The sequence below is a fragment of the Prochlorococcus marinus str. SB genome (genome assembly GCF_000760115.1).
Classification (GTDB): Bacteria; Cyanobacteriota; Cyanobacteriia; order PCC-6307; family Cyanobiaceae; genus Prochlorococcus_A; species Prochlorococcus_A marinus_D.
In genome coordinates this window covers 378,307-403,388 of sequence record NZ_JNAS01000001.1, presented here as the reverse complement: position 1 = coordinate 403,388, position 25,082 = coordinate 378,307, and the positions used below count along the sequence as shown (strand labels likewise).

At 30.7% G+C, this 25,082-nt stretch carries 22 protein-coding genes; 12 read left to right on the top strand and 10 right to left on the bottom strand.

Translation table 11 applies throughout. The features are described 5' to 3' along the window. From EV02_RS06290 to EV02_RS06300, 4 genes are all read left to right on the top strand, one after another. The gene (locus EV02_RS06290; protein WP_032519146.1) at positions 1-1,704 is read left to right on the top strand and encodes an AAA family ATPase; all 1,704 of its coding nucleotides are present in this window, start codon (positions 1-3) and stop codon (positions 1,702-1,704) included. Positions 1,705-1,842: 138 nt separating this feature from the next. Further along, positions 1,843-3,624 (top strand): DEAD/DEAH box helicase, encoded by a 1,782-nt coding sequence (locus tag EV02_RS06295; RefSeq protein ID WP_032519145.1) that lies wholly within the window; start codon positions 1,843-1,845, stop codon positions 3,622-3,624. Between the two features lie 147 nt (positions 3,625-3,771). Then, a complete protein-coding gene (locus tag EV02_RS09730) occupies positions 3,772-3,927 on the top strand; it encodes a hypothetical protein (protein ID WP_241433700.1) in 156 nt (51 codons plus the stop codon). Positions 3,928-3,938: 11 nt separating this feature from the next. Continuing rightward, complete coding sequence (locus tag EV02_RS06300) at positions 3,939-5,711, top strand: ABC transporter ATP-binding protein (RefSeq protein ID WP_032519143.1); 1,773 nt, start codon at positions 3,939-3,941, stop codon at positions 5,709-5,711. A 14-nt stretch (positions 5,712-5,725) separates the two neighbouring features. Here the strand turns inward: EV02_RS06300 and psbP are convergent, their stop codons facing one another. Beyond that, positions 5,726-6,283: a photosystem II reaction center PsbP gene (gene psbP, locus EV02_RS06305; RefSeq protein ID WP_032519142.1), complete on the bottom strand. Its 558-nt coding sequence runs from the start codon at positions 6,281-6,283 to the stop codon at positions 5,726-5,728. Positions 6,284-6,386: 103 nt separating this feature from the next. Between psbP and recR the strand changes: the two genes are divergently transcribed. Further along, on the top strand, positions 6,387-6,986 hold the full coding sequence (gene recR, locus EV02_RS06310; RefSeq protein WP_032519141.1) for a recombination mediator RecR: 600 nt from the start codon (positions 6,387-6,389) through the stop codon (positions 6,984-6,986). A 3-nt stretch (positions 6,987-6,989) separates the two neighbouring features. Further along, entirely contained in the window at positions 6,990-7,889 is a 900-nt protein-coding gene (lipA, locus tag EV02_RS06315) for a lipoyl synthase (RefSeq protein ID WP_032519140.1), read from the top strand. On the opposite strand, the gene EV02_RS06320 is transcribed toward lipA, so the two are convergent. Genes EV02_RS06320 through lysA form a run of 6 tightly spaced genes read right to left on the bottom strand, consistent with a single transcriptional unit; the run spans position 7,886 to position 13,457 of the window. Beyond that, on the bottom strand, positions 7,886-8,386 hold the full coding sequence (locus EV02_RS06320) for a hypothetical protein (protein ID WP_032519139.1): 501 nt from the start codon (positions 8,384-8,386) through the stop codon (positions 7,886-7,888). The genes lipA and EV02_RS06320 overlap by 4 nt on opposite strands. Positions 8,387-8,397: 11 nt before the next feature. After that, positions 8,398-9,330, bottom strand: coding sequence for a rhodanese-related sulfurtransferase (locus tag EV02_RS06325; protein ID WP_032519136.1), 933 nt, complete (start codon positions 9,328-9,330; stop codon positions 8,398-8,400). Beyond that, entirely contained in the window at positions 9,327-10,334 is a 1,008-nt protein-coding gene (bioB, locus tag EV02_RS06330; RefSeq protein ID WP_032519135.1) for a biotin synthase BioB, read from the bottom strand. Before bioB ends, EV02_RS06325 begins: the two co-directional genes overlap by 4 nt. Positions 10,335-10,339: 5 nt before the next feature. Beyond that, positions 10,340-11,143 (bottom strand): isoprenyl transferase, encoded by an 804-nt coding sequence (locus EV02_RS06335; RefSeq protein ID WP_032519133.1) that lies wholly within the window; start codon positions 11,141-11,143, stop codon positions 10,340-10,342. A 3-nt stretch (positions 11,144-11,146) separates the two neighbouring features. Continuing rightward, entirely contained in the window at positions 11,147-12,055 is a 909-nt protein-coding gene (gene cdaA / locus EV02_RS06340; RefSeq protein WP_032519131.1) for a diadenylate cyclase CdaA, read from the bottom strand. A 34-nt stretch (positions 12,056-12,089) separates the two neighbouring features. Next, positions 12,090-13,457, bottom strand: a complete 1,368-nt coding sequence (lysA, locus tag EV02_RS06345) for a diaminopimelate decarboxylase (RefSeq protein WP_032519129.1) — start codon at positions 13,455-13,457, stop codon at positions 12,090-12,092. Between the two features lie 92 nt (positions 13,458-13,549). Between lysA and rimI the strand changes: the two genes are divergently transcribed. The 4 genes from rimI to EV02_RS06365 all read left to right on the top strand — a co-directional run bounded on the left by rimI (position 13,550) and on the right by EV02_RS06365 (position 18,709). Further along, positions 13,550-13,990, top strand: a complete 441-nt coding sequence (rimI, locus tag EV02_RS06350; RefSeq protein ID WP_032519128.1) for a ribosomal protein S18-alanine N-acetyltransferase — start codon at positions 13,550-13,552, stop codon at positions 13,988-13,990. Between the two features lie 180 nt (positions 13,991-14,170). Continuing rightward, on the top strand, positions 14,171-16,696 hold the full coding sequence (locus tag EV02_RS06355; protein ID WP_032519126.1) for an ATP-dependent Clp protease ATP-binding subunit: 2,526 nt from the start codon (positions 14,171-14,173) through the stop codon (positions 16,694-16,696). Between the two features lie 15 nt (positions 16,697-16,711). Further along, positions 16,712-17,803, top strand: a complete 1,092-nt coding sequence (locus EV02_RS06360) for an iron-containing alcohol dehydrogenase (protein WP_032519125.1) — start codon at positions 16,712-16,714, stop codon at positions 17,801-17,803. Positions 17,804-17,809: 6 nt separating this feature from the next. After that, positions 17,810-18,709 (top strand): alpha/beta fold hydrolase, encoded by a 900-nt coding sequence (locus tag EV02_RS06365; protein WP_032519124.1) that lies wholly within the window; start codon positions 17,810-17,812, stop codon positions 18,707-18,709. Positions 18,710-18,721: 12 nt separating this feature from the next. Here EV02_RS06365 and EV02_RS06370 read toward each other — a convergent pair whose 3' ends face one another. Together EV02_RS06370 and EV02_RS06375 are read right to left on the bottom strand one after the other, a co-directional pair. After that, positions 18,722-19,579, bottom strand: coding sequence for a phosphatidate cytidylyltransferase (locus tag EV02_RS06370; RefSeq protein WP_032519123.1), 858 nt, complete (start codon positions 19,577-19,579; stop codon positions 18,722-18,724). Between the two features lie 9 nt (positions 19,580-19,588). Beyond that, positions 19,589-20,986 carry an aminotransferase class I/II-fold pyridoxal phosphate-dependent enzyme gene (locus EV02_RS06375; RefSeq protein ID WP_032519122.1) on the bottom strand — a complete coding sequence of 466 codons (1,398 nt, stop codon included), beginning with the start codon at positions 20,984-20,986 and terminating at the stop codon, positions 19,589-19,591. Positions 20,987-21,050: 64 nt separating this feature from the next. Here EV02_RS06375 and EV02_RS06380 point away from each other — a divergent pair, with 64 nt between their 5' ends. Continuing rightward, positions 21,051-22,706 carry an ABC1 kinase family protein gene (locus EV02_RS06380; protein WP_032519120.1) on the top strand — a complete coding sequence of 552 codons (1,656 nt, stop codon included), beginning with the start codon at positions 21,051-21,053 and terminating at the stop codon, positions 22,704-22,706. Positions 22,707-22,814: 108 nt separating this feature from the next. Then, positions 22,815-23,309, top strand: coding sequence for a helix-turn-helix domain-containing protein (locus EV02_RS06385; RefSeq protein WP_032519118.1), 495 nt, complete (start codon positions 22,815-22,817; stop codon positions 23,307-23,309). A gap of 13 nt (positions 23,310-23,322) precedes the next feature. Here EV02_RS06385 and malQ read toward each other — a convergent pair whose 3' ends face one another. After that, positions 23,323-24,843, bottom strand: coding sequence for a 4-alpha-glucanotransferase (gene malQ, locus EV02_RS06390; protein ID WP_032519115.1), 1,521 nt, complete (start codon positions 24,841-24,843; stop codon positions 23,323-23,325). Between the last annotated feature and the right edge of the window lie 239 nt (positions 24,844-25,082).

The window sequence follows — 25,082 nt, the reverse complement described above, 5'->3', positions numbered from 1 at the left end:
ATGGCTAAAACTACTACAGAGCATGAAAAGTTCCAATACGATCATATATTTAATTTAATTTTAGTTATTTTCAAATTTAGTGAAAAAAAATATGGAAATTTCGTAAAAGATGTAATAACAATTTTATTGGAGTTTGAAAAAAATGGTGAAACTATTATTGATGTTGATAATAGTTTAATAATCTTTGAATTATTAGAAGATGGCTGGCCCAATAAACATATAGATATTCTAAAAAAAATAGGTTTAATTGGTTCCCTTCATTCTCCATTCGAATTAGTAAATAGAAAATTATCCTTATCAAAATGGTCAAAAAAGATAGAAAGAGTTATTAATTCATTTCTAAAAAAAATAGATACCGATATTTTAATGAACTCATTAATTAATAAAAATGATAACAAAATTGATCAAATTAAAAATATATTTAAATATTCAAACTTAGTTTTCCTTCAAGGTGGACCAGGTACGGGTAAAACCACTTTAATAATAAAGTTAATACTAGAACTCCTTCAAATTGATAACTTTTTAAATATTGGTTTGTCTGCTCCAACTGGTAAAGCTACAGCTCGTTTAAAAGAAGCTCTTAATGATAAAAAAAATATTTCCCATAGCAAATTTCTAGACCAAATAGAATTTCAAACTTTACATAGATGGATTTTAAATTATCAAAATAAATCTCTTAAGTTGAAATTTAAACTAAAAGAGCTTGATATTTTCATAATTGATGAAATGTCAATGGTTAATATCGATTTGATTGAATCAGTTTTAAATTTGCTAGCAAAGGACTGTAAAATTATTTTAGTTGGAGATAAAAATCAATTGTCTCCAGTAAATAACTGTTCTATATGGAATTATTTGTTTGAATATTCCGAAAATAGTTCAATTAAATCTTGTGTAGTAAATTTAGAAAAAACTTATAGAAATAATGGAGATATAGCATTAATTAGTAGTTTAATATTTAAAAATGATTTTTCTTTACTTAATCAAAAGATAAAAGAATTAGAAAAAGATAATAACTCAAAAGAAATTACTATTTCAAAGAGTAGTGAAAAAGAAATTCCAAAAGATCTATTATTTTCGATTACAAGTCATCTAAAAAAGTTAAATATTTCAACTTCAAATTTAAGTAAAAAAAAATATATATTTGATAAAAGTATTGATAATTTATTGCTTAATGAAAAAGATTTAGTAGATAAGATATTTATGGATTTACAAAGTCAATTGATTTTATGCGAAAAAAATTCCGGAATATGGAGTGTTGAATATTTGAATGAAATTATTTTTGGTCAAAAAAAACCCTATGACCTTAAAACTCTTAAAGAGGGTGTTCCGATCATGTGTACAAAAAATAATAATGAACTTGGATTGTCAAATGGGGATATCGGAGTACTTATAGGTTTAAAAAATAAAAGAAAATATCTTTTTAGAAAATTTAATGATAATAACGAAGAAATTGTCGCATTAATTGATCCATCTAATTTAGAAAATGTTGTCCCAGCAATAGCCATTACTATTCATAAATCTCAAGGAAGTGAATCTGAAAAAGTAAATATTATGTGGGCCCAAAATTATATAAGAAATCAATATGCTGTAAAAGAAAAAAAAGATAATCAAAATATCTTTTGCAGAGATAATTTTGAAAGAAGGTTATTTTATACCGCTGTTACAAGAGCGAAAAAATCTTTAAATATATATTATTTAAATTAAATTTTATTTTTGAGAAATTAGTAATATCTTATCTCCAAGATGTTAGATTAATAATGTGGCTCTGTAAGGCTAATCAACAATTTAAGTCATTTTAGATATTTGTTGAATGCCTAATCAGAAGATTATTAGGCATTTAAAATGGCTTTAAAAAAAGATAGTAACTTTCTTGGTAGTGAGCAGGAAAAGTCTCAGAATGAAGATTCTTCCCTACTAGAGTTCAAGAACTTAGAGAATAAAAAAGAAATTGAATCTCAACTTTTGGATGTATCGAAAGGAGATGATATTGAGAATGGATTTCTAGATTTTGGGTTTAATCAATCGATCTTAAACTCGTTAATAAATAAAGGATATAAAAATCCAACTCCCATCCAAAAAGCTGCAATTCCCGAACTAATGTTAGGCAGGGATTTACTAGGCCAAGCACAAACAGGAACAGGAAAGACTGCAGCTTTCGCATTACCATTAATAGAAAAACTTACAGATAATAAAGAATTAAATGCCAAGGTTTTAGTTATGACTCCTACAAGAGAATTAGCAACTCAGGTAGCAGAATCTTTTAAAAGTTATAGTTCTGAATCTAGTAATTTTAAGACGGTTGCAATATATGGAGGTACCGACTATCGAAATCAAATTTCTGCATTAAAAAGAAAAGTTGATGTAGTAGTTGGGACCCCAGGCCGAATAATGGATCATATAAGGCAGGGGACTTTTAAAATTACAGATATAAATTGTCTTGTTTTAGATGAGGCAGATGAAATGTTAAATATGGGTTTTCTTGAAGATATTGAATGGATAATAGATCAACTTCCGGAAAATAAGCAGATGGTATTGTTTTCAGCAACAATGCCTAGTGAGATAAGAAATATCGCAAAAAAATATCTAAATGATCCCGCCGAAATATTAATCAAAAGTGTCAAAAAAGAAACTCAATTAATTTCGCAAAAATTTCTATATGTACAAAGGCATCATAAGTTAGATGCTTTAAAAAGAATACTAGAACTTAATAACGAGGGAGTAATTATTTTTGTTAGGACAAAACTACTTACTACTTCAATAGCTGAAGCTTTAGAGAATTCAGGTCATACTGTGGCAGTACTTAATGGAGATATACCTCAAAATCAAAGAGAAAATACTGTAGATAGATTGAAAAAAGGATTTATTAATATCCTTGTTGCAACTGATGTCGCAGCTAGAGGATTAGATGTTGAGAGGATAAAACTTGTTGTTAATTACGATTTTCCTTTTGACAAGGAAACATATACTCATAGAATTGGAAGAACTGGAAGGGCAGGCAGATCAGGAGAAGCAATTTTATTTGTCAATCAAAGAGAAAAACATTTTCTAAGAAACTTAGAAAACTCAACAAGAACCAAGATTGAAGAAATTAATATACCAAGTAATAAAATAATAAATGAAAAAAGGATGGAGAAACTTATAGATAATGTTAATGAGAGTTCTTTAGCTAAAGATGAAAATGAAGAAAATAAAGCTTTGATTATTGATGTACTAGATAATTTAAAAGAAAAATACTCTATGGATGACTCAAATATTGCAATGGCGGCGATTAATTTAGTAATAGGTAATAAATCATTTTTTGTTAATGAAGATGATTCTTGGATTAATAAACAAAATAATACTGATCGAAATAGATCAAATAGAAATAGTAATAATCGTATGAGAAATTCAAATAGAAGAAATAATTATCAAAATGATTCTTTTGAAACCTACAAATTTAATTTTGGTAAATTTGATGGAGTTAGAGTTGCAAATATTATATCCTCAATCTGTAATTCAACTAATATAAATGGTAGATCAATTGGTAAGATACAGATTTTTAATGATTACAGTTTGGTAGATTTACCCAGAGATCTGCATAGAGAAACTAAAAATAAATTAAAAAAGATTAAAGTCAGAAACTAGTGATAGAGAATGAAAGCTAGCAAATATAATTTCTTTATTTTTGTGAATCTGATAATACTATTCAACTCATTTAATAGTTATTATTTAGCTCAAACGAAACAAAATTCAATTATAAAATTATTTTGTCTTCAGAGTGTCAAAGAGGAGATGATGAAAGCTGAAATGGTATATAGTGAAGAAATAGCGAATGAAACTTGTGATTGTTACTACGAAGAATTTATGCAAACTGCAAGTCATCAAGATGCAAAAATAAAATGTAAATTAGAAACTAAAAAAAATTTAAATCATAATAGAAAAATTTAATTATTATTTTTATGAGGTCTAAGAACAATCAAAATCCAATAATTAGACTTTATTTAAATCTTATTGAGGAAAGAGGGCTACTATTTTTTGCTTTTCTTAGTTCCATAATTAATAAAATATTAGATTTAGCTCCCCCTGTAATAATTGGTCTTGCAGTCGATATCGTGGTTAAGGAACAGAATTCATGGATTGCTGGTTTTGGAATAAAAGAAGTTCCAGCACAATTGATTTTTCTTGCATTTGCTTCAGGAATAGTTTGGTCTGGTGAATCCTCTTTTGAATATTTATATTCGATTTTATGGAGAAATTTGGCTCAGCTATCGCAACATAAATTAAGAATAAAAGCTTATGAGCATATTCAGGAATTAGATATGGATTTTTTTGAAAATGATAATACTGGAAGGCTATTGTCTATTTTGAATGATGATATAAATCAACTCGAGAGATTTCTAGACCAAGGGGCTAATCAGATTATTCAGTTATTTATAACTGTCTTAATAATTGGGGGCACTATGATTTTTGTCGCTCCAAAAATCGCTTTATTTGCTTTCTTTCCTATTCCAATTATATTTTTAGGATCAATTAAATTTCAAAGGAAGCTTGCTCCAAAATACAGAGATGTCAGAAATAAAGCTGGACTGTTGGCATCAAGGCTTAATAATAATTTAAGTGGAATTCTAACTATAAAAAGTTTTACGAAAGAAAAATGGGAACTAAATAGATTAAATAAGGAAAGTCTCGATTATCAAAGAAGTAATAAGGCTGCAATAAAATTATCTTCTGCTTTTATCCCTCTTATAAGATTTGCAATCTTATTTGCTTTTATTGCTATTCTATTAATTGGAGGTTTCCAAACTTGGAATAAGACACTTGATGTAGGTACTTATAGTTTTTTAGTGTTTATTACACAAAGACTATTGTGGCCTTTAACTACTTTGGGGCATGTTTTAGATGATTTTCAGAGATCTATGGCTTCAATAGATAGAGTAATTGATCTCATAGATACGCCTATAAAAATAAAAGATGGAAAAATAAAAATTGAACCCAAAGATATTAAAGGAGAAATTATTTTTAATAATATAAATTTTAATTATCCTGGACGAGATTTAACTTTAAAAAACATAAATTTTAAAATTGAAAATAACTCAACATTAGGAATTGTTGGTTTAACAGGTTCTGGGAAAAGTACAATAATAAAACTACTACTTAGAATCTATGATAGTAAAAATGGGTCAATAACATTGGATGGGGTTTCTATTAAAGAAATAAATTTGAGGGATTTAAGAAAGTGTATCTCTTTAGTAAGTCAAGAAACTTATTTATTTCATGGGAGTGTACAAGAAAATATTGCTTATGGCTCAATCAATCCAAGTCTTAAAGATATTATTAAAGCTTCAAAGATTGCGGAAGCTCATAAATTTATTGAACAATTACCAGATGGTTATAAAACTATTGTGGGGGAAAGGGGCCAAAGGCTCTCAGGCGGGCAACGTCAAAGAATTGCCTTGGCAAGAGCTGTTTTAAAGGATGCTCCAATATTAATATTAGATGAAGCTACAGCTTCAGTTGATAATGAAACAGAGGCTTTAATTCAAAAATCTTTATCTAAAATCACAAAAGAAAGAACAACTATAGTAATTGCTCATAGGTTAAGTACTATAAAAAATGCGGATAATATTGTAGTTATTGATAAAGGTAAAATAGTTGAAAGCGGAAAACATGAAAAACTATTAGATCAGAACAAAATATATGCTGATTTGTGGAATGTTCAAGTAGGAATCTAGTATGAATTTCTAAACTATATTAAGAAGTTAAATGATTCAATTACGTTACTAAACATACCGTCAACTTTATTCCACCTTTCTTCATTTGTTCCTACAGCGAAAGTGTAAAGTGTTCCTCTATCAATTACGACAGTAGCTAATTCATGTCTTGCCTGTTCATTTAAATTTAATTCATACTCTAAATCATAGAAAATATGATTAGATGTTTCCCTCTTATTGGCATTTATAAGTTTTACCTCTCTACCTGAACCTTCGGGAGCAATGACTTTATCAATTAATGTTTGACCAACTTCACTTGGGCTTCCTAATTGCTCTAATTGAACCTCTTTATTGACATCAGAGATAACTAAACTTAAGGTCTCATTACTATTTATTAAATCATGATAAATAATTTCAGGTCCTCCATCGACTTTTACTCTAGTCCATCCTGTTGGATACAAAAAGGCATATCTACCATCTGGACTTTGATAAGCTTCTAATCCCGCATTTAGTCCGCCACTACAAGCACTCAGTGTTAAACACAAAAAAATCAAAAATAAATATTTGAAAGGGTTAAATTTAATATTTTTCATTTTGATTGAGAGTACTAACTTAAAACATCATAAGACATTAAAAGCAAACAATTATGGCAATTCGGAATTTTGCGTCTAAATTATCTCTAGAAATAGTTTAATTTTGATTACTTATACCAAACCACTTTCAAAATTAATCGGTCATTTTGAGAAATTCCCAGGGATTGGCCCCAAAACAGCTCAACGATTAGCCCTGTTTATTTTAAAACAACCTGAAAGTACAATAAGAGAATTTTCAAAGGCTCTGTTAGAAGCACATAGTAATGTTGGTCGTTGCAAAAAATGCTTCAATTTGACTTCAGAAGATGAATGCGAAATTTGTAGAAATACTGAAAGAAATCAAAAACTAATCTGTGTAGTAGCAGAAACTAAAGATTTGCTTGCTCTGGAGCGCGCCAGAGAATTTAAAGGTGTTTACCATGTTATTGGTGGTTTAATATCCCCAATGGATTCTGTTGGCCCCGAACTCTTAGAAATAAGAAGCTTGGTAGAGAGAGTTAGTAAGTCAGAAATAGATGAGATCATATTGGCATTGACCCCAAGTGTTGAGGGAGATACAACAAGTCTTTATATTGGAAAATTGTTAGCCCCTTTTACTAAAGTTACGAGGATTGCATATGGGCTCCCAATGGGCAGTGAACTTGAATATGTGGATGAAGTTACACTTGCAAGGGCCTTAGAGGGCAGAACAAATCTAAATTAGACAATGATACACAATAATCTAATCAAGAAAGAAAAAATCTTAAGACTTCCCTCTTGGATTAAATTTCCTATTAGTAAAGCTTCAGAATTCGAAAAAATACAAACACTAATCAAAAAATCAAATATTCATACTATTTGTGAAGAAGCAAGATGTCCAAATAGAGCAGAATGTTATGCCTCAGGAACAGCTACCTTCTTACTGGGTGGATCGATATGTTCTCGTTCATGTGCTTTTTGTCAGGTAAATAAAGGTAGACCTAGTTCTATCAATATTGATGAATGTACTCAAGTGGCTGAAGCAGTGAAAGTACTAAATTTGAAATATGTTGTTTTGACATCTGTAGCTAGAGACGATCTCCCTGATCATGGTGCAAATTTATTTATATCTACAATTGATGAGATTAGAAAAATTGATTCAACAATTAAAATTGAAGTTTTAACTCCTGATTTATGGGGTGGAGGCAAAAATCTTGATGAAACAAATAACCTTCAGACTGAGAGATTGAAGATGATTTTAGAAAAAGATCCAATATGCTTTAATCATAATCTTGAAACTGTTGAAAGACTGCAAAAAGAAGTTAGGAGGGGTGCAAATTATAAAAAATCCCTTAGCTTACTAAAAAAGTCAAAGGATATTGCTCCTCATATTCAAACTAAATCAGGAATTATGTTAGGACTTGGGGAAACATTGGATGAAATAAAAAATACAATTTATGATCTTAAAAAAATAGATTGTGATCAAATTACAATTGGCCAATATTTAAGGCCCTCATTCAATCATTTGGCAGTTAAGAAATATTGGGATCCATCAGAGTTTGAATATTTATATCGCTTCTCTAAGGAATTAGGATTCAAAAAAGTATCTTCTGGCCCTTTAGTTAGAAGTAGTTATCACGCGGGTTAACTTTCTCCAATTAAAGAGAGTTTCTTTTCAAGTCTTTTCAATATGGAAATACATTCCCCGTTCATAAGTGTGCCAGCACCTCCCCAAATCAACCTTAATAAAAGATCTTCTGGGCTAGAACCAACTTCTTTGACAATTTTGAATCCTATTAACTTGAAATATCTTACAAGTTTTTTACTATATCCTTCACTATCAAAAATAGCTAAAAGTCTTACTTTGTTGCTTGATTTTTTTTCAATTGCCCAAGCCATAGTTGTTGCCCATATTAATTCCGAAACAAAAGCAGGAGCTTTACTAAGGATTCTTAATGTATCAAGCTGAATACCTTGTTTATTTAAATAAGTCCAACCTTTCATTTCGGCCCAAATCTTAATTATGTTATCTTTCTGTTCTGCAATTACGATTCTAAAAAAACATAATCCGATAGTTTCTCTAACTTGAATTTTAATTAATAATCCAATGGAACCTGCTAATTTTTCTAATTCTTCAACTTTCATGATTTTGAAAATTAGTCCTTATAGATTTTATGATTTTCCACTTTTGATCTATCGATTTGTTTTTGTCTTTCTTCAAACCTTTTCCTATCATCATCGCTGAATTTGTCTATGCAGAAATGACATTGGATACCCTTTCTATATTCTTTTCTTTCTTGATCTTGAATTGAAATTGGCATTCCACATGCATGACAAATCGAGTAAGATCCTTTTTCTAAATCTTGATCTAAAGCAACTCTTTTATCAAAAACATAACATTCACCTTCAAATAAGTTTTTTTCTTTTGGTATATCGTCAAGGTATTGAAGTATACCCCCTTGTAGGTGATAAATATTTTTATAACCTTTCTTTCTAAGTAAACTAGTAGCTTTTTCACATCTTATTCCTCCGGTACAAAACATTGCTATATTTGTATTCTGTTTATTTTCTAAATGGGTTTCTAAATGATCATCTACCCATTTGGGGAATTCGCGAAAATTTCTTGTATTTGGGTTTATAGAGTTCTGAAATGTACCTAAAGAAACCTCATAATGATTTCTAGTATCAATTACTATTGTATTTTGATTTTTAATTAACTTATTCCAATCAACTGAGTCAATATAGGTCCCATTATTTTCTGCAGGGTTTATTTCAGGGACACCCATGGTAACTATTTCTTTTTTGATTTTTATTTTTAATTTTTTGAAGACTTTCTCTTTTGAAAAGTTTACTTTTATATTCAAATTTCTATTACCTGCATATTTATTAATTAAATTGATAACAAAATCAATTACATTTTTCTCGGCACAAATAGTTCCATTAATACCCTCACTAGCAAAAATTAACAATCCTGAAAGATCATTTTCATTTTCGATTTCTAATAATTTATTTTTTAGATCAATAATTAAGTTTTCTTGAAATGGGAAGAAAGAGTAAAGAGAGACTATTTTATAATTTTTGCCTTTCATAAAGAAGATAATGTTTTTTCACGAGTTTCAAAATCTTTGTTAAATGATAATCCTACCTCTTTAAGAAGTTTTCTGTCTGATTGAAAAGATGGATTTGAAGTTGTTAGTAACTCATCTCCATAAAAAATTGAATTTGCCCCACATTGAAAACATAAAATTTGGGCTTCTTTTGAAAGCTTTTCTCGCCCTGCACTTAATCTTATTTTACTTTTAGGCATAAGAATTCTTGCTGTAGCTATCATCCTTATCATTTCAATAGAATCAATTTCTTGATTATCTTCTAAACCAGTACCTTCAATAGCTACTAATGAATTTATAGGAACACTTTCTGGGTGTGGATTCATGTTTGAAAGGACTTCCAAAAGAGATGCTCTATCTCCATTAGTTTCACCCAAGCCTATTATCCCTCCACAACAAACATTTATTCCTGCATTTCTTACTCTTTTTATAGTATCTAGTCTGTCTTGATAAGTTCTAGTCGTAATAATATTTTTATAATGCTCAGGACTAGTATCAAGATTGTGGTTATACGCGGTCAAACCTGCATCAGCCAGTCTTGAAGCTTGATCTTCTGTAAGCATTCCTGCAGTAACACATGCTTCCATCCCTAAATCTCTTACACCGCTAACCATCTCTAACATTGCATTAAAAGATTTCCCATCTCTAATTTCTCTCCACGCCCAACCCATACAAAACCTATCTGCACCTTCATTTTTTGCTATTTGAGCTCTTGCTAAAACCTGTTCAACTTGAAATTGTGGATGACTTTTAATTTCGCTAGCACTATAAATAGATTGGCTACAGTAGGAACAATTTTCCTCACATCCACCAGTTTTTACGCTGAACAATGATGCTAATTGAATATCGTACTTATTAAATTTCCTATGAACGTTTTGTGATTCCCACATTAAATCAATAAGAGGCATATTAAGTATTTCCAATATCTCCTCTTTATTCCAATCAAACCTAATTTCTTTTAATAACTGATTATTCGAATTAGCCATATTTATTAGGATAAATATTGAGAATCTTCAAAAGATTCATTTGGTAATGATTCTATACCGCCGAAACGTCTATTTCTTGATTGGTAATCAATTATGGCTTTAAAAAATTCATGCTCATTGAACTCTGGCCAAAGTACATCAGATATATAAATTTCTGAATATGCTAATTGCCATAGTAAAAAATTACTTATCCTTTTTTCGCCACTAGTTCTTATTAATAATTCTGGATCCTTAATACCTCCAGTTAATAGTTCTGAATTAAATAATTCTTCATTAATTTCACTTGGTTTAATTTCCCCAGCAGAAGATTTTAATGCTAGTTCTTTTGCAACTTGAACAATTTCTTGTCTACCTCCGTAGTTAACACAAACATTAAATAAAAATTTATTATTATTTTCAGTAAGTGATTCTGAACTAGAGATTAGTTCTTTTAAATTTTTTGGGAAAGGAGTTAAATCCCCAATAAATTTTATTTTTGTTGATTCTTCATGTATCTCTTTAATTTCCTTTTTTAAAACTTCACTAAAAAGATTTATGAGGAAATCAACTTCTTTTGTTGGCCTTGTCCAATTTTCAGTTGAAAAAGCATAAACAGTAATTACTTTACAACCTAAATTTTTAGCAGCTTTGAGAACTTTTTTTAATACATTAACGCCCTGTTTATGACCAAATGATCTGGGTAAACCTTTTCTGGTCGCCCATCTCCCATTGCCGTCCATAATTATTGCTACATGGTTGGGTAATTTTTGCTTATCTATTTTTAATAATAAGTCATTAATTTTATCCTCTATTACATTTTCTAAACTCATTAGCTAATCCTTTTTGTTAATAAAAATTTCTGATTTTTCTGACTCTTTTTTATTAATATCAGTGATAATATTATCATCTGAGTCTGTTTTTTGGGATAAGACATTTTTACTTAAAGATACTTTATTTGATCCCATAGAGTTTTGATTACCAATCAATTTTGCAAGAAGTTCTTGTAACCTGCTGCTGGTTATTGGCCTTTCGAGTTTGCCTTGGTTTGCTAATGATAATGTACCTGTTTCTTCAGAAACAACAATACAAATACATCTGTCAAATCTTTCTGTAATACCTAATGCTGCTAGATGTCTAGTGCCATATCTACTTATACCTTGTCTTGAAAGAGGAAGTATTACGCCGGCAGAAATTATTTTATTCCCTTTCACAAGAACTGCTCCGTCATGTAAAGGCGTATCTGTTGCAAAAAGATTTATTAAAAGGTCAGTTGATAATTGTGCCTCAATTTTGGTGCCTGAATATAAAAAATCTTCAGGTCTTAAATCACTCCCCAAATCTACAACGATTAAAGCGCCTCTTCTATTTTGAGAAAGTTTACCTGCAGTATCAACTAACTGAGTAATAGTAGTTGAAGTTGCTCTAAATTCTTTTGGTGGATTCCCAAGTAATACAGCTAACCTTCCAGTGCCTAGTAATTCCATTAATCTTCTTAACTCTCCTTGCCAAAGAATCGCTAATGAAAGAGAGCAAGCTAGGACAACAGCATCAATTAATTTTGATGTTAGGGGTAAGGATGCATATCTTTGAATAAACCATGCGGATGATACCAAAAACAAATAGCCTCTTAGAAGCCATAATGTTCTTTGTTCTTTTACTCTAGAGAATAATAAAAGTCCGAAACCAAGAGCAAATAAGACATCTAATAAAAGCTTAAAATTTATAATTCCCCAAAAATTCACACTAAAAACAAAATTAATTTAAATTTACCTAATTTTATTTAATAAAGCGATCAGGCAAAACATCATATTTCAAAAGATCAAGCGGACTTTCTCTTTTTTGAATAATCTCTGCTTCTCCATTACAAACTAAAAGTGATGCAGGTCTCGGAATTCTGTTGTAGTTAGAACTCATTGAATTATTGTAAGCACCAGTACCAAAAACACATATTAGATCTCCTGTTTCGCAATTTGCTAGTTCTATCTCCTTAAACAATACATCTCCCGATTCGCAGTGTTTACCAGCGATTGTATATTTATTTTTTGAGTTAATATTTAAGGGGTTTTTTACCAAACAGGCAGAATAATTTGATTGATATGTTATTGGCCTTGGATTATCACTCATCCCGCCATCAACTGACAAATAAGTTCTGATTCCAGGAATTTCTTTAAAAGCTCCAATCTTGTAAATTGTTATGCCTGCTGTAGAAACGATGGATCTTCCAGGTTCACACATCAATTTTGGTAGATCTAAATTGTGTTTTTTACAAGCTTTAAAAACCGAGTTGGAAATTGTTTTAACCCATTCATCGATAGAAGGTGGATCGTCATATGTTGTATATTTAATGCCTAAACCTCCACCGACATTAAGTTCATTAATATTATGGCCAAATTTTTTGGCGTCTAAAATAACTTTTACCATTATTTCACCTAGATCCTTATGTGGGTCTAGTTCAAAGATCTGGGAACCAATATGGGCATGTAGGCCTTTTAATTTTAAATGTTTAGTTTCGCTTATGGTCGCAAATAAATTATTCAGATATTCAATTCCAAAACCAAACTTGCTATCAAATGAACCTGTTCTTATGTATTCATGTGTATGGCATTCGATTCCAGGAGTAAAGCGAATCATTATTTCTAAGTCATGATCTAATGAATTTGATACTTCCTCTAATCTTCTTAAGTCATAGTCATTATCTACAATTATTTTGATGTTATTTCTAATTGCGAAATCAATTTCTTTATCAGATTTATTATTCCCATGAAAAACAATTTTTTCGTTTGGTACCCCACCCTTTAGAGCAGTTAATAATTCTCCCTCTGACACTGCATCAAGTCCTAAACCTTCTGAGGAAACAAGATTACTCATGAATATAGAGCTATTTGCTTTGGAAGCATATATAGGTAGAGATTCCCCTGGGTAATATTTTTCTAATGCTTTTTTATAAGCTCTACAAGACTTTCTCAAAGTGATTTCATCCAATATATAAAGGGGGGAATCATATCTTTTAACCAACTCTTCAATAGAACATCCGCCAACTGACAATTTCCCATCTCCTCCAATGGATGTGGAAATAGGTACAATATTTTTATTAGGACTTTCTAAGTCAATTTTCTCTTTTAAAAAAGATTGTTTTTCTTCCATGGGAGAACTTTAAATAAAGTTTTGCCAAAACCGTCATATTTTATAATGACTCTAGATTTGAACTTTTTAAATATACATAATTACATAATAAAATGATATCTATCGAACAAATTTATAAGAAAGATATTGATTTATGTTATGAATTAGATTCAGATACAATTTCCTTATGGAATAAGACACAATGGGCTAACGAATTCAAAAAAGAAGATACAAAAATCTTTGGATTATTAATTACAAATTTGGTTATTGGAATATGTGTTTTTCAGGTTGTTCTTGATGAAGCTCAAATAAATTATTTTGTTGTAAATAAGAAATTTAGGAAAAGGGGTTTTGGATCATATCTTATGAGCTATTTAATAAAAAAATGTGAAAAATTAAATTTAAGAAAAATATTATTGGAGGTTTCTCAGGGTAATGTTACTGCTGAAAAATTTTATAGTCGATTTGATTTTTCTACTGTAGGAATAAGAAAAAATTATTATAAGGATGGTTCACATGCTCTCTTAAAAGAAAAAAAATTAACAACAAAATAATGTAAAAATTTAATTGTTCGGATAACCAGCATGCTTGAAATTACTGTAATTTCTTGCTATATCACTAAAAAAGTTCAATTTCACTTAATAAAATATACTTTTGGGTATTCACAAAAGCTCATTCTGAACACAAAATTGACATATTACTGGTAGGTTATTAATAGGAAACTTAATCTTCTAATGTTTGAAAGATTTACAGAAAAGGCTATTAAAGTCATTATGCTTGCTCAAGAGGAAGCTAGAAGACTCGGTCATAATTTCGTTGGAACTGAACAAATTCTTTTGGGGTTAATCGGAGAAGGAACTGGAGTTGCAGCGAAAGTTCTCAAATCACTTGGAGTTAACTTAAAAGATTCAAGGATAGAGGTAGAAAAGATAATAGGTAGAGGTTCAGGGTTTGTTGCGGTAGAGATACCTTTTACCCCTAGAGCTAAAAGAGTTTTGGAATTATCCCTCGAAGAGGCTCGTCAATTAGGTCATAATTACATTGGTACAGAACATCTTTTATTAGGTTTAATAAGAGAAGGTGAAGGTGTTGCTGCAAGAGTTCTTGAAAATCTTAATATTGACCTTACAAAAGTTAGAACTCAAGTCATTAGGATGCTAGGTGAAACAGCCGAAGTAGGCACAGGTTCTAGTACAACTAAGGGTAACTTAAAAACCGCTACTCTTGATGAATTCGGAACAAATTTAACAAAATTAGCAAGTGAATCAAAATTAGATCCAGTCGTTGGACGCCATTCAGAAATAGATAGAGTAGTTCAAATACTAGGTAGAAGGACAAAAAATAATCCTGTTCTTATTGGGGAGCCAGGTGTAGGTAAAACAGCTATCGCTGAGGGTTTAGCTCAAAGAATACAAACTGGGGATATCCCAGACATACTTGAAGATAAAAGAGTTTTGACTCTTGATATAGGTCTTTTGGTAGCAGGAACAAAATATAGAGGTGAATTTGAAGAAAGGTTAAAAAAAATAATGGAGGAAATTAAATCAGCAGGTAACGTCATTCTTGTCATTGATGAAGTGCATACTTTAATTGGTGCTGGAGCTGCTGAAGGAGCTATAGATGCAGCAAATATTCTTAAGCCAGCATTAGCTAGAGGGGAACTTCAATGTATTGGAGCAACCACCCTAGATGAATATAGAAAACATATTGAAAGAGATGCTGCCTTAGAAAGAAGATTCCAGCCTGTAATGGTAGGAGAGCCATCAATAGAAGATACAATCGAAATTTTAAAAGGTCTTAGAGAGCGTTACGAACAACATCATCGTCTTAAAATTACTGATGAAGCCCTAGAGGCAGCCGCTCACTTAGGAGATCGTTATATTTCTGACAGATTTTTACCTGATAAGGCTATTGACCTGATCGACGAGGCTGGAAGTAGAGTGCGTTTAATAAACTCTAAACTTCCGCCTGAAGCAAAACAGCTAGATAGAGAACTAAGACAAGTCCAGAAACAGAAGGAAGAATCTGTAAGAAACCAAAATTTCGATCAAGCTGGCCAATTACGTGAAAAAGAGATGGAATTGTCCGCAAAAATTAAAGAGGTTTTGGATAATAAAAAAGAATCTACAGTTGAAGATCAATCTGATGCTGATAATCCTGTAAAAAGTGATTTAAAATTTTTACAAAGTCCTCTTGTTAGTGAAGAGGATGTAGCACACATTGTGGCTTCATGGACAGGAGTCCCTGTTCAAAAATTAACAGAAACTGAATCAGTCAAGCTCCTTAATATGGAGGAAACACTTCACCAAAGGCTAATTGGACAAGATGAAGCTGTAAAAGCCGTCTCAAGAGCCATAAGAAGAGCAAGAGTTGGATTAAAAAATCCTAATAGACCCATCGCAAGTTTTATCTTCTCTGGTCCTACTGGTGTCGGTAAAACTGAATTGACTAAATCATTAGCTTCATATTTCTTCGGTAGTGAAGAAGCAATGATTAGATTAGATATGTCAGAATTTATGGAAAGACATACAGTTAGTAAACTCATCGGCTCGCCTCCTGGATATGTTGGTTTTAATGAAGGTGGTCAGCTTACAGAATCGGTTAGAAGACGTCCCTACACAGTCGTTTTATTTGATGAAGTTGAAAAGGCGCATCCAGATGTTTTTAACTTATTATTGCAACTACTTGAAGACGGGAGATTAACTGACTCCAAAGGTAGGACTGTAGATTTTAAAAATACATTATTAATAATGACCTCTAATATCGGTTCAAAAGTTATTGAGAAAGGAGGCGGCGGATTAGGATTCGAATTCTCAGGTGATTCAGTTGAAGATAGCCAATATAATAGAATTAAATCACTAGTTAATGAAGAACTTAAGCAATACTTTAGGCCTGAATTTTTAAATAGACTTGATGAAATAATTGTATTCAGACAATTAACTAAAAATGAAGTTAAAGAAATTGCTGAAATAATGCTGCAAGAAGTTTTTGTCCGATTACAAGATAAAGGCATTAAATTAAATGTAACTGATGCTTTCAAAGAAAGACTTGTTGAAGAAGGTTATAATCCTTCTTACGGAGCAAGACCATTGAGAAGGGCAGTTATGCGTTTACTCGAAGATAGTTTGGCTGAAGAAGTTCTATCTGGGAGAATAAAAGATGGAGATAATGCTTTAGTTGATATAGATGATAATAAAAAAGTTACAATAAATATTTCTTCTGAAGAATCTTCTCAAGAGTTAGCAGGTGCTAACTTCTAATCATTCAAAATAAATATGCAGTCAATCTCTCCAGAAACCATATACAGGGGAAATTCTGCTTGGGAAGAATCTTTACCTCAAATTACTAAATTAACTAAAAGTCCATTAATTCTAGGTAGAGGGATTAAAACGAATAATTTGAGAAATAATATATTTAATGATTTAAAAAATCAAAACCTTAATGTTAATTCTGCTAATTTGCAATTTGATTGTTGTTACGAAGATATTTCAAGAGTTAAGAATATTATTTCGAACAATAATAATGATTCTGTTATCGCAGCTGGAGGTGGCAAAGTTCTAGATTCTGGAAAATATATAGCCGAGTCTCTTAATATCCCTTGTATTACAGTCCCCCTTAGTGCTTCTACATGTGCAGGTTGGACAGCCTTATCAAATATATATACAAAGGATGGTCAATTCATCAAGGATGTCGAATTAAGATCTTGTCCGAAAATACTAGTTTATGATCATAAATTTATTCAAACAGCTCCATCAAGAACTCTTGCAAGTGGCATAGCAGATGCCTTAGCAAAATGGTACGAATCCTCAATAACAAGTTCAACGATAGATGATGGTCTTGTACAACAAGCAATTCAGATATCAAGAGTTTTAAGAGATCAACTATTAATAGATGGAGAAAAAGCGTTTAAGGGACAATTTGACAATTATCCTTCTTGGCAAAATACTATAGAAGCATGTGGACTGACAGCAGGATTAGTTGGTGGTATTGGAGGAGAAAAATGTAGGACTGCTGCAGCACATGCTATTCATAATGCAATTACTCAGATAATCACCCCTAATAAATTCTTACATGGTGAGATTGTTGGGGTTGGATTATTATTGCAATTAAGATTAGAAGAAATGAAAAATAATAATAAATTAGCTGATCAATCAATTAAACAATTATTTGTTCTCATGAAAGAATTGAATTTACCAACTACTATCGGACAACTTGGAATAAATGTTTTTGAAAATAATAATTTAGAGAAAATTGTAGAATTTACTTGTCGAGATAAATCTGAGATTCACTTTTTGCCTTTTGAAATTAATAAACGGGATATAACAGAGGTCATTTCAAATTTTGAAGAACAAAAAATTAAAACATAAACTTTTTTGACTAAAAACAATTTTGAACAATTAAGTGATTTAAATGCAGAATTTTTTGAAAGTGCCAAATTGTCACTATTAGATCCTTTAGGTCTTTATTTGGCAAACGATGTTAAGTGGATAAAACTTAACCAAAAATGGAATTCTTTAAAATTTCCAGTAGTTATGGGAGGGAAAGGTCCACCCATACTTCTTTTACATGGCTTTGATAGTAGTTTTTTAGAATTCAGGAGAATATATAAATCACTAAAAAGAAATTTTCAAATTATTATTCCTGATCTGCTCGGTTTTGGTTTTAGTCCCAGGTGCGCAACAAATGAATACAATTCCTCGAAAATTATTTTACATTTAACTGATCTCCTTAAGACCTTTAAGATAACAAAGAATTTAAATATTATTGGTGCCTCTATGGGAGGCTCAATAGCTTTAAAACTTGCCTTCCAAATTCCTGATTCTATTGATAAAATTATTCTTTTGTCCCCTGCCGGCTTGTTTGGAGAACCTAAGACTATCCCTTTTCCTCTTAACCAAATTGGCGCCTCATTTCTTGGATTGCCTCAGGTCAGAAAAAGTCTTTGTAGGCAAGCATTTGCTTTTCCAGATGAATGTGTTGGTGAGATGGAAGAGCAAATTGCTTCAATTCATCTAGGTTGTAAAGGATGGAGGAATTCACTTGCATCATTTGCGAAAAGTGGTGGGTTTGCAGGCACTCAAAAATATATCCAAAATATCCCAATTAAAACATTATGTGGAGAGAATGATCGAATTCTTGGAAAAAAAGAGATTAAAAATATAAGAAGTATTGAAAAATTAAATTTTGTGGGGTTACAAAATTGTGGTCATCTTCCACATATTGATCTACCATCATTATCTAGTAAAATTATCCAAGATTATTTTTTGGAATAAAAGATTTTTTAATTAATTTAGATACTTTAGAAGTATAAAAATGTAATACAAAACTGATGGAATAAAGATGTAACTGTCAATTCTGTCAAGAATTCCTCCATGTCCCGGTAAAAAAGTTCCGGAATCTTTTATTTTTGCATCTCTTTTCATCATAGATTCAATTAAATCTCCAACTAATGCCATAAGAGAAATTGAAATACCATATATTATTCCAATAAATAATGGATTTTCCCAATTCATTAAAAATGCGAAAAATATTGCTAGCAAAGTTGAACAGGATATTCCTCCAATTAAACCTTCTATAGTTTTGCTCGGAGATATTGGAGATAGAGATGTTTTACCAAATGACTTCCCAATGAAATAAGAGCCAATATCACTAGCTACAATTAAAAAACAAGAAGTTAAAGTTAAATGAAGACCAGTAGTATTTGATAAGTTCTCAAACGACATAAAACCCTGATTTGAATTTATTATCACTGAATCTAATCCTCTTAACTTTATCCAGTAACTAGGTAAAAAACCTAAATAGAATAATCCAAAAATAGAGGCTGCAATATCTGAAATTGTCCCAGGTTTGGGTTGTAAAAGTAACCAAGTGCATATCCCAACTGAACAGATTGGCAAAATTGAATTTGAAATTTCGCCTTCAAGCAAACCAATGGTCTCAAGATAAGTAGAAACTATAATAATAAAGGTTGAAAATAATGTGGTTTTTGTAGCTGGTCTTATACCTTTGAATTCTGCCATTCTAAAAAATTCTAATAATGCTAGATATGTAAGCAAAGCAGTTGCTAATGTAAAAAACCATCCACCCAACAAAACAACAATTAAACCAAAAATTCCTATAAGTAATCCACTTCTTAATCTCATATGAAATTGCTATGTTTCTAAGACTCTTATATTAAAATTTACCAGATCTTTGTTGCATAAACTTTGATTATTTATCCAATTAAACCTATCTATATCAATTTTTTCGCCAGGAATTAGTAAAGGTATCCCAGGAGGATAAGGGCAAATAATATCCCCAGATATTTTATTTAATGATTGTGAGAAAGAAATACTTCGAGTCCTACTTCTCCAAGCAATTCCAATTTCGATTTCGGGAGCTTGAACTAATTTAAAGGGCGATTTGAGCACTTCTAAACTTTTTGATTTTTTGGAATTTAATAGTAATTTTTTCCATAACTTTTCAAATAAATAAAGAAAATCTTTTTGATTTCCAAATCCCAAGCAAAAAGTGAGAGTCATCATTTCTGGCAATTCGGCAATAAGGCCATTTCTATAAAAAAAATTATCAGCACTAAAACCGTCAATCCCTGCCTTAGAGGTATTTACTACAATTTTTAAGGGGTCTTGAGTTTCTATGAGAGGAATATTTTTTTGAATTAATTTTTTATAAATACTTTTTGCCTCTAAAATTCTTTTTTGATATTTTGATAAACTTTTTTTGTTAAGCCAGTCCCTAATAGACTCTTCACAAGAAGAAAGTAATAAAGAACTTGGACTGGTAGTTTGCAGTAAATTAATACTTTTGATTAAATTACCTTCATTTATTAGATTCCCTTTGTACCAAAGTACCGCCGTTTGAGTTAATCCATTGAGCGACTTATGCAATGAATTAACGACTAAATCAGCATTTGATGATAAGGCCGGTTTTGGCAAATTAAGGTTTTTACAAAAAAGGAAATATGAACCATGGGCTTCATCAACTAAAACAGGTAAATTCTTTTGATGACAACAATCTATTAAAGGCTCTAAATCTCCGGTATAACCATGATAAGTGGGATTTATAAGAATAACCCCTGCAATTTTATTCTCATCAAAATTTAATTTTTTAAATACATTTTCCAACCAAATTTTTGTAATTGGTTTGTAATGCCCCGTTACGGTTGAAATTTCTAGGTCAAAAAATATTGGATTTATATTCTGCATCGCACAGATTTTTATAACACTTATATGGACATTTCTAGGCATCAGGATATTTTCGCCTGGATTTGCCATAGCAATTACTGCTGATTGTATTAATCCGGAGGCTCCATTAACTCCAAAAAAACATCCTTTAGCTCCAAATTTGTCAGAAAATTCTCTTTGAGAATTAGCAACTAATCCGCTTTGGGATAGTGGGGAGCCTATTTCTGGAAGTTCGGGCAGGTCCCAATAACCAGGTGGATATTTTAAAAGCTTCACTAATTTCTTCGGTAAAGCTGCCCCTCTGTTATGAGAGGGAAAGAATAAAGATTTTAAAAACTTTTTAGTTAAAAAAGATGAAATGCTCATAAAGTATTATTGACATATATAGAATGGACTACGTAGTAATCTTTTTTGATATTTTTTAACTTTAATGAAAGGATCTTATTCGAAATATTCGGCAAAAGATGACTTAATTTGGTTGATTTTGAGACCATGGATTTTTATCCCAAGAGTTTTATATATCCTTTTAACTTTTATTTTTCTTTTTTTAAGAATACTTTTTCAAGGTAACAGTAAAAATAAAAATGTACAAAAAAATCTCTCTAAGTATCTTTTTGATGTGATAACGGATTTAGGCCCTTGTTTTATCAAATTAGGCCAAGCATTCTCAACCAGACCAGATCTTGTTAGACAAGATTGGCTTACAGAACTTACAAAATTGCAAGACAATCTCCCAGCATTTGATCATAAAATTGCTTTAAAAATCATTGAAGAGGAACTCGGAGCACCTGCTGATGAATTATTTGAAGAGTTTCCAGATAGTCCTATTGCTTCAGCAAGCTTAGGTCAAGTTTATAAAGCAAAAATAAATAATTCTTATCTGGCTGTGAAAGTACAGCGGCCAAATTTATACTTTCTCATAAGAAGGGATGTTGTAATCTTGAGGTTTTTAGGAACTTTTTTATCCCCACTCTTACCATTAAATATAGGGGTTGGAATTGGAGAAATAATTGATGAATTCGGTAGGGCACTTTTTGATGAAATTGACTATTTAAAAGAGGCTGAAAATGCTTTGAGGTTTGCAAATTTATTCAAAGAAAACCCAAATATTTTTATTCCTAAATTAGAAAAACAGTTTTCATCCAAGAGGATAATCACAACTTCTTGGATTGATGGAGTTAAGTTGAGAGATAGAGCTTTACTAGAGGAAAATAACTTAATACCTGCTTCGTTTATAAAAACATGTGTCATTAGTGGGCTGCAGCAATTATTTGAATTTGGATATTTTCATGCGGACCCACATCCAGGAAATATGTTCGCTCTCAGAGGAGGAAATGCCGATTGTGGGAATTTAGCTTATGTTGATTTCGGAATGATGGATACTATTACAAATTCAGATAGACTTACTCTTATTAAGGCAATTGTTCACATAATTAACGAAGAATATTATCTTCTCGCAGAAGATTTCCAGAAATTAGGTTTTTTAACCAAAGAACAAGATCTTCAAAAACTTGTTGAACCATTAAAAGAAGTTCTAGGAGGATCTTTTGGCGCTGAGGTTGGTAACTTTAATCTTAAAAATGTAACTGACAAATTCTCAAAACTAATGTATTCCTATCCTTTCAGAGTTCCCAGTAGGTTTGCCTTAATAATAAGAGCTGTTGTTAGTCAAGAAGGTTTAGCCCTAAGGTTAGATCCTGAATTTAAAATTTTAAAAATAGCTTATCCATATATTGCTAAAAAACTACTGACTGATAATTCTGAAGAGATTTTAGACATACTTTTAGAAGTGGTTTTTGATAAAAAAGGTCAAATCCAAATAGAAAAAGTTGAAAGTTTATTAAACATTTTATTTAAAGATTCAGAGAATATTAATTCAGATCTCATACCAGTTGCGAACGCTGGATTGAAATTATTTGTAAGTAAAAAAGGATCCGAAGTTAGGAAAAATCTTCTTTTAAGTCTTATAAAAGATGAAAAATTAGAATTTACTGATGCAAAAAAACTCTTAGCTTTAATTAGAGATACTTTTAGCCCTCTTAATATTGCAAAAAGTGCAGTACAGAATATTATTTCTACAGTTTAGTTTTTATATTTATATCTAATTAACTTACTTATGATTTTAATTCGATTAGAATTGGATGTATTGTTTAAGAAATGAGAAGTAAAAGGATTATTTATTTTTGGAAATTAAATGAATATTTTGAAAAATCTCTTTATACATAAGAAAAAATCTGAAAAAAATAAAGACTTGAATTCTGGATTGGTTGACCAATATATTGAAATTGCAAAGTTAGTAAAAGAAGCAAGAATAGAACAAAACCTTACAATCAAAGAATTGTCTTACATTTCAAAAATTTCTGAACGAATAATAGACTCTATTGAAAATAATAATAAAAATATTAGGCCAGAGTATCCTTTTATACGATCTATATTAATTAAATTAGAGGAATGCTTAGTATTAAAAAAAAATACCCTTTTAAAGTTAGCAGTTAAAGAAAGAAAAATTTTAAAGAAAGAGGGGAAGTTTTTTCTGTTCAAGAAATTTGATCTTATCAATACATGGCAAGGAAGTCTTTTGTATTTTTTTATATTAGTTCTAACTATATTTATATTAAAAAGATATTTTATTTTAAATGTGAATGTTATAGAGATTCAAAATATTGAAAATCAAATGGTTGATAAATAATTTTTAATAAATTCTACTTTAGAGTTCTTCCAAAATTATTCCCTAACTCACTAAACATTTTTACATTATTTTCTATTTCTTCTAAAGGACGATTTAACTTCCATTTCCAGTTATTTTTTGTGGTGCCAGGTTTGTTTAATCTACTTGAATCATCTAGAGATAATAGATCCTGTAATGGAGCGATAAAGAGATTAGCATTCGTTTTCATGCCAATTTCTATTAAATCCCAAGAAGGATTTTCAGAAAACTTATACTCATCTTTTATTCTTTTTTTGGATTCATAATCTAAATATTCCCACCATGAAACAGAAGTAGAGTTGTCGTGAGTACCTGTATAAACAACCCAATTTTCTCCTTCAATATTCTTAGGTAAATAAGGATTATCTTCATTGCCATCAAAAGCGAATTGTAATATTTTCATGCCAGGCAGTTCGAAGTTTTTCCTTAATTTCTCTACATCTGGGGTTATTACTCCCAGATCCTCTGCAATAATTGGTAGATAGTTACCCCCTAGATCCTTTTTTACTTTATTTAATAGTGTTTTACCTGGGGAATTTATCCATTTTCCAATAATTGCCGTTTTAGAACTGCCATTAACTCTCCAGTAACCCGCTAAACCCCTGAAATGATCAAATCTCAATATGTCCACAAGTTCAAATTGTCTTTGAAATCTTTTTCTCCACCAATTGAAATTAGTCCTTTTATGCTTTGACCAAAAGTAAGTTGGGGTACCCCATAATTGTCCTGTTGATGAAAAATAATCAGGTGGAACACCACTTTGAAAGATTAAATCTCCATTTTTAAAAATTGAAAATAATGATTTATTACTCCATACATCGGCGCTGTCTCTGGAAACATAAAAAGGCAAATCTCCAATTAGCTTAATATTTTTTGATTTTGCAAAGTTTTTTATGACGCTCCATTGCTCATCAAGGTGCCACTGTATTAATTTTTTAATAAGTATCTCTTCACTTTTTTTCTTAATCCACGATTTTAAGAACTTTTTATTTTTTATTTTAAATTCTTGAGGCCATTCCCACCAAGGCAACATATTAAATTCCTCTCTGATAACAACAAATGTCGCATAATCTTCAACCCAAGAATGCCTACTGACCCATTTGTTAAAATTAATTTTTCTCTCTTCAGATTGAGAACTCCAACCTTGCAAAAGGAGGAGACCTAATTTTTTTGTTAAATCATCTGCAATATCAAAATCAAAATGATCCTTATTCTGAGTTATTGGACCTAGATTATCTTTATTTGAAATAAATATAAAACCTTTTTCGATTAAATCTTCTATATCCAAAAACCATGGGTTTAGTGCAAAACTAGAAGGGGAACTATATGGAGAACCTGTAGAATCAGTAGGCGTGAGAGGTAAAAATTGCCAGTATTCAATTCCATACTTATGAAGTTTTTTTATCCATTCTTTAGCTCCTCTCCCAAAAGTTCCACATACTCTTCCTCCAGGAATACATGTTGGATGCATAAGTAAGCCTAATGATTTTCTTGCAATAATTGAATCTATAGGCATGTTTTCAAAATATTTTGATTCTTTACACTTAACGTGTTTTTAATTCTCTAAATTCAACCTTATACAAATTTTTTTTAATTGACAAATATCATTGCTGGTTTTTAAGTCTGGATAAATATAAATTATAAATTTTAATCAACAATTTTTGCTTAATTGAGGTGATTTTTGAAAACATCTAGTCATTATCTTTTGCGAAATTCGCATAAACGACTACGATAATAATATAGTTTTATGGTGCA

What these genes read in the sequence shown, in the direction of transcription:
- EV02_RS06295 (WP_032519145.1), top strand. Translation starts at nt 1,843, where the DNA reads ATGGCTTTAAAAAAAGATAGTAACTTTCTTGGTAGTGAGCAGGAAAAG.
- malQ (WP_032519115.1), bottom strand. Translation starts at nt 24,843, where the DNA reads ATGCCTATAGATTCAATTATTGCAAGAAAATCATTAGGCTTACTTATG.
- EV02_RS06325 (WP_032519136.1), bottom strand. Translation starts at nt 9,330, where the DNA reads ATGAAAGGCAAAAATTATAAAATAGTCTCTCTTTACTCTTTCTTCCCA.
- EV02_RS06360 (WP_032519125.1), top strand. Translation starts at nt 16,712, where the DNA reads ATGCAGTCAATCTCTCCAGAAACCATATACAGGGGAAATTCTGCTTGG.
- EV02_RS06290 (WP_032519146.1), top strand. Translation starts at nt 1, where the DNA reads ATGGCTAAAACTACTACAGAGCATGAAAAGTTCCAATACGATCATATA.
- EV02_RS06355 (WP_032519126.1), top strand. Translation starts at nt 14,171, where the DNA reads ATGTTTGAAAGATTTACAGAAAAGGCTATTAAAGTCATTATGCTTGCT.
- psbP (WP_032519142.1), bottom strand. Translation starts at nt 6,283, where the DNA reads ATGAAAAATATTAAATTTAACCCTTTCAAATATTTATTTTTGATTTTT.
- lysA (WP_032519129.1), bottom strand. Translation starts at nt 13,457, where the DNA reads ATGGAAGAAAAACAATCTTTTTTAAAAGAGAAAATTGACTTAGAAAGT.
- EV02_RS06380 (WP_032519120.1), top strand. Translation starts at nt 21,051, where the DNA reads ATGAAAGGATCTTATTCGAAATATTCGGCAAAAGATGACTTAATTTGG.
- EV02_RS06385 (WP_032519118.1), top strand. Translation starts at nt 22,815, where the DNA reads ATGAATATTTTGAAAAATCTCTTTATACATAAGAAAAAATCTGAAAAA.
- bioB (WP_032519135.1), bottom strand. Translation starts at nt 10,334, where the DNA reads ATGGCTAATTCGAATAATCAGTTATTAAAAGAAATTAGGTTTGATTGG.
- EV02_RS06375 (WP_032519122.1), bottom strand. Translation starts at nt 20,986, where the DNA reads ATGAGCATTTCATCTTTTTTAACTAAAAAGTTTTTAAAATCTTTATTC.
- EV02_RS06300 (WP_032519143.1), top strand. Translation starts at nt 3,939, where the DNA reads ATGAGGTCTAAGAACAATCAAAATCCAATAATTAGACTTTATTTAAAT.
- lipA (WP_032519140.1), top strand. Translation starts at nt 6,990, where the DNA reads ATGATACACAATAATCTAATCAAGAAAGAAAAAATCTTAAGACTTCCC.
- rimI (WP_032519128.1), top strand. Translation starts at nt 13,550, where the DNA reads ATGATATCTATCGAACAAATTTATAAGAAAGATATTGATTTATGTTAT.
- EV02_RS06335 (WP_032519133.1), bottom strand. Translation starts at nt 11,143, where the DNA reads ATGAGTTTAGAAAATGTAATAGAGGATAAAATTAATGACTTATTATTA.
- EV02_RS09730 (WP_241433700.1), top strand. Translation starts at nt 3,772, where the DNA reads ATGATGAAAGCTGAAATGGTATATAGTGAAGAAATAGCGAATGAAACT.
- EV02_RS06370 (WP_032519123.1), bottom strand. Translation starts at nt 19,579, where the DNA reads ATGAGATTAAGAAGTGGATTACTTATAGGAATTTTTGGTTTAATTGTT.
- EV02_RS06320 (WP_032519139.1), bottom strand. Translation starts at nt 8,386, where the DNA reads ATGAAAGTTGAAGAATTAGAAAAATTAGCAGGTTCCATTGGATTATTA.